Raw genomic sequence first — 8,534 nt, 5'->3', positions numbered from 1 at the left:
GGAACCACCGCGCCCCAGCGACCAGGACGAATACGGCCCCATGAAAATCCACCCGACCATGGACCTCGACGGCACCCTCCACTACGACGACTGAACCCCCAGACCGTGCCTCGTTTACCCAACATCCAGTCAAATCAGGTACGGCATGCCCAGCCGATCATGTGGCGAGGGGCGGCTGGCGGCCGACGCCGGTCCGGTCCGTGGCAGTCCGGTGTGAGGTCAAAGAGCATTGTGGAGGAGTGCGGCTGTGTGGGTGACGGTTCGGTCGTGGAGGTAGGGGCCGATGATCTGTACGGTGAGTGGGAGGCCGTGTGTGGTGCGGGCGAGGGGGACGGTGGCGGGTGGTGCGGCCTCGGAGGTAGGCGGCGTGGTGGGACTGGTCGTCCGGGGCGAGGCCAGCGGCCTCGGCGCATTCGGCTGCGTAACGGTCGTCCGGGCCGGCCGCTGAGCCGGTGGCGTACATCAGCTCGGTGAAGAGCCTGTTGCTGGTCGGCATGTCGACGGGGCGTGTGGTGGTGTCCACGTGTGCACCCTGGCGGCGGAGGAACTCCTCGACTCGGTGGAGGAGTTGCCGGGTCTCTGTGTCGACGGGGCAGTACGGATCGTCGGGCCAGATGCCGATCCGATAGTGCCGAGTTCAGCGAACGCTTCCGCGAACCCCTTCGCATCCGACTTGTTCGTCGTGTAGGCACCGGTCCCCCGGCGCAGGACCTGGCAGGTCCACCTCCAGCACCGTGCCCAGGGCAGGTGATCCGATAACGCTGCTGCGGGAACGGGGTTTGTGACGGATCTTGTGAGCCCTCGCCGTATTTCAGGGGGATACCCGCGCTGTTCTGCCGGCGGAGAACACCGGCCGGACCGGGCTCGACGATCACTACGGTCCAGTCTCATGACGACGATTACGACGCGTACGGTCGAGTATCCGGCCGACGGTTTGACGATGATTGGGCACCTCGCGCTCCCGGCCGGCGTCGACCGCCGGCCCGCGGTGCTGCTCGGACCAGAGGGCCCGGGGCTCAGCGACGTCGAGCGCCGCCGGGCCGATGCGCTCGCCGAACTGGGATATGTAGCGCTGGCCTTCGACCTTCACGGCGGGCGCTATTTGGGTGACCCCGAGGAGATGCTGGCCCGTTGCATGCCACTGCTCGCTGATCCCGACCGGATGCGGGGCATCGGCCATGCGGCGCTCGACGTGTTGCGCGCCGAACCGCGGACCGACCCCGACCGGATCGCCGCCGTCGGCTACGGCACCGGGGGCGCCGTCGGGCTGGAACTCGGGCGTGGCGGCGTCAGCCTGCGCGCGATCGGGACAGTCAACGCACTGACCACGGGCCGACCGGGCGAGGCGGCGCGCATTCGCTGCCCGGTGTGGGCCGGGGTCGGGTCGGAAGACCCGATCATGCCGCCCGCGCAACGGGACGCGTTCACCGCCGAGATGCAGGCCGCGGGCGTCGACTGGCGCCTCACGGTCTACGGCGGCGCCTTGCACGCCTTCCACCACCCACCGGTCGACCACACCGTGGTCCCCGGCGTCGGCTACCACCCACGGCACGCACAGCGAGCCTGGCGCGACGTCGTCGACCTGCTCGCCGAGTGCCTGCCCGTGACGGAGGATCTGGGGGCATGACCCAGGCAAACATGCTGGCGCCGGGCCTGGTCGGCGTCGGGCACTGACAGTCCCCTCCCCTCAAGTCCGCACAGCAGAACCGCATTCTGGCACCACCACGTCACCCTCGTCTCCGCCGCGCACGCCTTCTGCACCCTCCAGCGCATCACCCGGTCCCCAAAAGAGACGGCGCCGGCCTGAGCCTCTACCAGGTCGCCCGCGAACTGCAGTTGCTCCTCGCACTCTGGACCGGCGCCTGCCCCACCTGCCACCGCAACACACCAGAACCAATACCAACCTGACCAAGCCCTACCAGTGTCCTGGTTCGGAGATGCGTGAGCAGTAGCGGCAGATGCGGTCGAGGATCTGGTCGGCGGTTTTGGTCCATGTGAAGGGCCGGGCTTCGTCGTTCCAGACCTTGGTCCAGTCTTCGAGTGCGGCCTTGAGGCTGTCGAGGGAGCAGAACACTCCGCGTTCCAGGCAGCGCTGTTCCAGTTCGGCGAACCACCGCTCGGCCTGGTTGATCCCGGAGGAGTGGGCGGGGGTGAAGTGGAGGCGGAAGCGAGGGTGCGCGAGCAGCCACGTGTGCACCACGGGTGCCTTGTGGGCGGAGAGGTTGTCGCAGATCACGTGGACCGCCAGTCCGGGGTCGGTCTGGCGGTCGATCTCGTCGAGGAAGTCGCGGAAGTCCACGGCCCGGTGCTGAGCGGACAGCTTCGTGATCACTTTGCCCGTCGCGGTGTTCAGGGCGGCGAACAGGTCGACGGTGCTGTGGCGGACGTAGTCGAAGCTGCGCCGTTCGGGCACTCCGGGCAGCATCGGCAGCACCGGCGCGGTCCGTTCAAGGGCCTGGATCTGCGGCTTCTCGTCCACCGCGAACACCGCCGCGTTCGCCGGCGGGGCGAGGCAGAGGCCGACAACATCGCGGATCTTGGCGGATCTTGTCGATCAGGAGCGGGTCCGGAGAGATCTTGAACGTCTCGGTCCGCCACGGCTGCAGGCCGAAGGCGTGCCAGATCCGCAGCACGCTCGCCGGGGAGATCCCCACGACCCTGGCCGGCTCCCGCTTCGACCAGTGCGTCGCCCCCTCGAGCGTCTCCTCCAGCGTGCGCACCACCACCACCTCCTCCACCTGGGCGTCGGTGATGGTGCGCGGCACCCCCGGCCGCGGCTCGTCTCTGAGCCCGTCCAGCCTGTTGCGCAGGAATCTTGCACGCCACCTGGTCACCGTGCCCCGGTTGACACCCAGCCGCGCGGCGACCGCAATATTGCTGCCACCGTCCGCGCAGGCCAGCACGATCCGTGCCCGCAGGGCCAGACCCTGCGCGGTCGTCCGACGCCGGGCCCATCCCTGCAACGTCCGCCGCTCGGCATCGGATAACACCAGCGGCGCAACCCTGCTGTCGCCCATCCCCACAGCAGACCGCAAACCACCGGCCCCGTCACCACCCAAGCCGCAATCCGAAACGAAACACGACTCAAGTGGCGACGGCACAACTCAAAACCGGCTCACTAGATCCTGTCCGGCGGAAGAGGTCCCTCCCGTGCCGTTCGGGCCCGGAGGAAAACCGCCAGGCGGAAGACCGCCCGCGTATGGGATGCGCGTACGGGATGTACGTGTGCAACCCCGACAACACGGCGAGGTGCCGTGCAGGGTCTTCCAGGCCCATGAAGACCGGCCGGACATGGCCCCGGAGCTGGTGCCCCCTACGCACTGAAAGCGCCGGGCGGCCAGTTGGCTGACGATCCGGACCTGGGTCGGCCCTCGGGACCGCCCGGTGTTCTCACCGTGACGGTCGACGGGGAGCTGTTCGAGGACTGCCCGGCCCTGGCCATCGGCTACATTCGCGAGTCCGACCGGATCGAGATCCGGTACATGGCCCCGGCCCCTTCCGCCGGGCACGCCGCAGACGCCCAGGACCAGCAGCCGGACCGGGACCGGTGTGCCGGTCCCGCCGCCGACGCCCCTGACCGGTTGACCGGCTGACCACACACAGGAAGACGGCCGGCCCTGTGGGCGGCCGTCTTCCTGCGGGTGTCCGCGAGGATGCCGAAGTAAGTTCACGGCGACGCGCCACCGCACCATGATTCACCAGCGGATAACCCTTGGGACTCGCCGAAAAATAAGAGCTGGAGCATCAGGAGAGATTCCGGAGCTTCCGCACGGCGAATCGCACGAACATTACCTGGGCTATAGCACAGCATATCCATAGCACGGCCAGGATCGGTGACACATCGTAGCCGCCTCCAGAAATGGCCGCGGCACCGGTCTCGTCCTGGGGTAGTGACGTGAGTTCCGACCCCAGAATGATTACCCCTGAAAGCGGAGCCGTCAGCAACATCGCAACCATGGTGACCAGGCCGTCGCCAGGGCTCCACCATGCATCCACGACAGCGGCCAAAGCCACTGCCAAGATATACCCGTACGCCACGAAGCGCCCAACCATGACCTTTTCCTCAGTTTCGGCTTGCCGTGCGGAACAGCGCGCCAGCGACTCTAATAGTAGTGATTTATCTGGCTGCTCAAGGTCTGTAGCTTTCGCCAGAACTTGGCCCACGTTTCTGTGGCGACCTTCTCGTAATTGGCTCCGCCGACGATGAAGTCCATCAAGGAAAATCTTGAGTGCCCGTGGACGGTCAGCAGCATGTCACCGTTCTTCTTCCTTTTGAAGTCGAAACTGATGTAGCCAGGGTGATCCGGGTGGCCCTTTAGGGTGCTGAATTTCCAGTAGTCAGAATTCATTGCGGTAACGCGAACCGGGAATGGCGCAGCGCCGACGTGCAGGTTGATCCGCGTGCCTACCCCCGGGAGCTTGTTCGGGTGGCCAGCTATTGGAAAGACCGTGCCGAAGTTCGCCTTGACGAACGTGAAGAATCTGCTCGCAGAAACCTTGGACCACCCGATGTTGTAGGTGATCAAGTAATCGAACAGTCCGGTGGGGTCAGCGCAGTTGACTGGATCCGCCGAGCAGTACACATAGGCATTCGCGCCACCATCCTCTTCGGGATCTACGCTCAGGAAGCGCCCGATGGCCGGATCGTATGTCCACGTCTGACGGCTGATGCCTGCGGTCTGCTGCCGGACAACGTTGTCGGCGTAGTAGCTGATCGTTGTGCCGGTTGCCTCGGTGGTGGTGCGGCCGAAGGCATCGTAGAGGGTGCCGGGCGTCGTGAGCCGGTCAGCACTGTCGTAGGTGTATGACGTCGTTGTCGCTTCGGCGCTGGTGCAGCTCTCACCAGCACTGCTGGTTGATGTCGTGAGTTCTGTGCGGTTGCTGTTGTTGTCGAAGGAATAGTCTCGGCGGGAGCACGATCCGTCGGGAGTGGTCTCGTCGGCTCTGGCCAAGCGGCCGACCAAGTCATATCCGTAACTGTGGCTAGGTGTCTGGCCGTTGGTATTGGTGTCCGTCACAGTCTGACCCTGAATCGAAAACTCCGCCGTGTCGGAAGCGACGATCGTACTGTCGCTGTCCCGGGAGTAGACCCGCGAGGTAGCAGATCCCGACGTTGTGCTGGTGAGTGTGAGCCCGGAAGCGGTACTGGTGCGGTTGACCAGACCCTTGTCCCAGTCGTAGCCCGTCTTTGTGATGCGGATGTCGCCGTCGGCCGGGTAGCCGTCGACGTAAGCGCCGGTCTTGACTGTGGTGATCTGGTTCGAGGCACTTGCGGTACCGTCGGTGGGGCGTCCCTCGTCGTAGGTGTTAAGGGTGTGAGGCCGGGCCGGCAAGGTGGTGCCGGCGGGCTGATCGCTTCCACCGGTGCCGGCTTGGAGCACCGAAGTCAGGGTCACCTGATGTGTGGGGCCGAACACCTCGGTCTCGCGCAGGCCGTCGCTGGAGTAGACCGAACGAGTGGATAGTTGCTCGGCTCGGTCGTTGGTTGCCAGTCCGTCGATACCGAGTTCGGTAAGTTCGGCCAGTTGGGCACCGCCGGTGGCAAGTGCCAGCTCCCGGTTGCGTGCGGTGAGCTCACGTACGGCGTTGCCGAACTGGTCAAACTCGCTGGTGGTGATGTGCCCACCCGGAGCAGCGGTGTTGACCTCGTGTCCGGAGCTGTCGGTGTAGTTGATGGTGGCTCGCTTATAGTCGTCCGCAGCCAAACTTGAGTCAGTGTGCGAGGTCGGGACGAAATCGTGAGGGGCGGCCGGGGCGGGAAAGACGGCGGTGGCGTCGGTCGGCAGGTCGGCCTGCCCTCAGTTCCCCACGGACTTGGCGTCCATGGCGTTGGGGGCGTTGGGGCCGGTGAGCGGGACGTCATAGACGACACTGGTCGTCGCTGTGGTGCCGTCCTGCTGGTTCTTGCTGCCCTGGACCAGGTTGGGCCGGGAAACGGACAGCATGCCCTTGTCGGCAGTGGGAGAGTTCTCTGTAGTGCCGTAGGTGAACGTCCATGGCAGTTCGCCCGGTGGCGTCAGTGCAGTGATACGACCGTCTGTGTCGTAGGTGTACTTCGTCTTCAGCGGGGGCTGATCCGCGGATCCCACTCCTCGCGCAGACGGCCAGAGTCGTCATAGGCGTACTGCGCGACCACGGTCGCCGCCGCAGATGAGGCGCCAGGGCTGGTGGCCCACTGCTTGATCTGTGTGACCTGGCCGGCGTAGTTGGCAAATGCCGTGACCGTGGCGGACGTGGAGGCCGCGTAGACGAACTCCATTACCCGACAGCCTTGTGCCGACGGCGTCGCCTCACACTTCGAAGTCGATGCGGCCGTAGTCGGGGAGATCGAGTACGTCGGACGGATCATCGTGGTGCCGCCGACCACGACGTTCTCCGGGATCACTACTGTGGTGGAGTTGTCCGTCGGCAACGAGGTGGTGGACACCTGCCACGTTGCCACTGCTGAGTTTGGTCTGGCGAACGTGACCTTGGTTCCTTCATTGTTCTTCAGCGTGAAAGACGCGACCTTGGTCAGGCTGTTGGTGTCTGTTCCTGCACTGTCTGTGCTGGTCAGCGCCAGTTCTTCGGCGCCCGGCTCGGGCTTCCAACCACCGGAGTTGGTGGCGGTGAAGCCGGTCTCTGCTCCGACGGCGTCAACCAGAGCGACTGAAGTGCTTGAGGTTTTACGGATGTAGCCCCAGTCGGATTTGGTGAGTTCGTCGGTCACGCCCGACGTCCACTGTGGCCCGAAGATCGACACCTGGCCTTCGGCATCCGCCCGGCATTCGGGCGGCGTGACGACGCGGTGCGTGACACGGACAGGTCGAATCCCGAGGCATCGGTGGCCGAGAGTGTGAAGTCACCCGTGAGAGTGTTCACCGCCCCGGGACCCATCTGTTTCGACGGCGCGGTCCCGGCGTTGCGGTCGACGGTTATGGTCCGGGGCTGCGAGTTGCCAGCCGTTGTGCCGTTGGTGAAGGACGCACGAATGTCGATGGGGCCGTCCTGTGAGAGCGAGGTCGTCACGTCCAGGTCAAAACAGGAGGGGAGCCGTTGGTGACTGTCACGGGCCAGCCGGCGATTTTTGAGCCGTCGGAAGACTTGGTTACGTCTTGCGCGGGCACGTCGTGCCAGGTGTCGGTCTCGCCGCGCCGGTATTGGTACGTCACTCCGGTGTAAGCGATGTACCCCTTGGAGGTGAGGCTGACTCGACGGGCGGTAGAGGCACCGTCCCTTGGGGTCTGCAAGTAGGCGTGAGCCGCGCCGACGCCAAAGGAGTACTGGGTCACCGCGGTGGACAAGTTGCCGCCGGAGTCGATGGTCCGGGCGTAGAGGGTGTGCCAGGCGTCGTCCGGCGTTATGAGAACGGGCAGAGGGTCGCCGCCGTTGCCGTCCACGGTGTCGTACGCGCGATTGGGCAGTGATGGATCATCCAGACCCCACTTGAAACCCTGGCCGTCGGCGGCGGTGGTGTCCAGGGTGCAGGTCACCGGCCCCGAGGCCTTGTCCGTCCAGGTGTCCTGACTGTAGGGGTCGCAGACCACGGTGGGTGGGGTTGGTGGTCCGGTGTTCAGCACGAAGGCGGTGTAGCCCGACCAACTTCCGTAGTCGGTGCCGTCGTAGCCGTGGACCCGATAGCGCAGGTGGGCACCGGCGGGGAACGCGGAGCCGGACGGAATGGTCAGCTTCGCCGTCGCCCCGGACGACACCGAACCAGACATGCCTGTGTAGGAGTACGTGGTGTCGGAGAAGGCAGGGTCTGCGGTGACCTCGAACTGGCCCTTGACCGTGGAGCCGTCGGCATCGGTGACCTTCGCCGACAGGGTAGGCGTCAATGAACTCACATAGCGCTTGCCGTTGTAAGCGTTCACAACCCCGGGTGAGATGGCGGCCGAGGAGGTGGTGGCATAGGAGTTATAGGTGACCGTCAGTTTCGGTGCGTAGCCGCTGGTGGTGTAGTTGGCCGAGCGGAACCGGCGCCAGGTGGTTGCGTCCTTCTCGTCGGCACTGCGGACTAGGTGGCGGTGGCCAGGAATTCTTCCGAAGGTGTCAGGATAAGCGCCTGCTTACCATCGTCACCGGTGTCGACGGTGACTGTGACTCTCGCTTGGTGCTCGGGCTCGCCAGAAGTGTCGTTCTTGGTGGAGTCCCACATCATGGCGGGCCGACCGGGGCGGGTAAGGATCCCGGCGAGCTTGTCGGTCATCTCGGGCAGCAGCCAGTAGTAGACCCAGGTGCCGCGCCGCTCGCAGTCGATCAGCCCGGCCTGCCGCAGCAGCTTGAGGTGGTGGGAGATCGTCGGCTGCGACAGGTCGAAGGCCGGGGTCAGATCGCACACACAGACCTCGCCGCCGGCGCGGGAAGCGATCATCGACAGCAGCCGCAGCCGCAGCCGAACCGGATCGCCGAGTGCCTTGAAGACCTTCGCCAGTTCGACGGCCTGCTCCTCACCTAGCGGAGCGGCCAGGAGGCCGGGACAGCACTCCTCGGCGGTGTTCTGACCGAGCACCACAAGCTCTTGTTTCGACATGTCTCTATATTGACGACCTTCG

Annotated in this window: 6 protein-coding genes and 2 pseudogenes; 2 read left to right on the top strand and 6 right to left on the bottom strand. The window is 65.3% G+C overall.

Annotation, left to right across the window (positions count from 1 at the left end):
- Positions 1 to 889: 889 nt before the first annotated feature.
- Positions 890 to 1,627, top strand: a complete 738-nt coding sequence (locus ACFV6H_RS26715; protein WP_385546702.1) for a dienelactone hydrolase family protein — start codon at positions 890 to 892, stop codon at positions 1,625 to 1,627.
- Between the two features lie 288 nt (positions 1,628 to 1,915).
- Here the strand turns inward: ACFV6H_RS26715 and ACFV6H_RS26710 are convergent.
- Positions 1,916 to 3,017, bottom strand: a pseudogene (locus ACFV6H_RS26710) (IS630 family transposase).
- A gap of 324 nt (positions 3,018 to 3,341) precedes the next feature.
- On the opposite strand from ACFV6H_RS26710, the gene ACFV6H_RS26705 reads away from it, so the two are divergent.
- Positions 3,342 to 3,593, top strand: a complete 252-nt coding sequence (locus ACFV6H_RS26705; RefSeq protein WP_384981324.1) for a hypothetical protein — start codon at positions 3,342 to 3,344, stop codon at positions 3,591 to 3,593.
- A 510-nt stretch (positions 3,594 to 4,103) separates the two neighbouring features.
- On the opposite strand, the gene ACFV6H_RS26700 is transcribed toward ACFV6H_RS26705, so the two are convergent.
- From ACFV6H_RS26700 to ACFV6H_RS26680, 5 genes and pseudogenes are all read right to left on the bottom strand, one after another.
- Entirely contained in the window at positions 4,104 to 5,705 is a 1,602-nt protein-coding gene (locus tag ACFV6H_RS26700) for an RHS repeat-associated core domain-containing protein (RefSeq protein ID WP_385546698.1), read from the bottom strand.
- A 93-nt stretch (positions 5,706 to 5,798) separates the two neighbouring features.
- A complete protein-coding gene (locus tag ACFV6H_RS26695; protein WP_385546695.1) occupies positions 5,799 to 6,089 on the bottom strand; it encodes a hypothetical protein in 291 nt (96 codons plus the stop codon).
- The gene (locus ACFV6H_RS26690) at positions 6,062 to 6,709 is read right to left on the bottom strand and encodes a hypothetical protein (protein WP_385546692.1); all 648 of its coding nucleotides are present in this window, start codon (positions 6,707 to 6,709) and stop codon (positions 6,062 to 6,064) included. Before ACFV6H_RS26690 ends, ACFV6H_RS26695 begins: the two co-directional genes overlap by 28 nt.
- A 295-nt stretch (positions 6,710 to 7,004) precedes the next feature.
- Positions 7,005 to 7,853, bottom strand: coding sequence for a hypothetical protein (locus ACFV6H_RS26685; protein ID WP_385546689.1), 849 nt, complete (start codon positions 7,851 to 7,853; stop codon positions 7,005 to 7,007).
- A 287-nt stretch (positions 7,854 to 8,140) separates the two neighbouring features.
- Positions 8,141 to 8,512 (bottom strand): annotated as a pseudogene (locus tag ACFV6H_RS26680) (ArsR/SmtB family transcription factor); the annotation flags it as partial.
- Positions 8,513 to 8,534 lie beyond the last annotated feature (22 nt).

This window comes from Streptomyces sp. NPDC059743 (assembly GCF_042732975.1).
GTDB lineage: Bacteria > Actinomycetota > Actinomycetes > Streptomycetales > Streptomycetaceae > Streptomyces.
This window is presented reverse-complemented; position numbering and strand designations above follow the sequence as displayed.

Excerpts from the sequence above, each read along its gene's own strand:
- ACFV6H_RS26715 (WP_385546702.1), top strand. The coding sequence starts at position 890 with ATGACGACGATTACGACGCGTACGGTCGAGTATCCGGCCGACGGTTTG.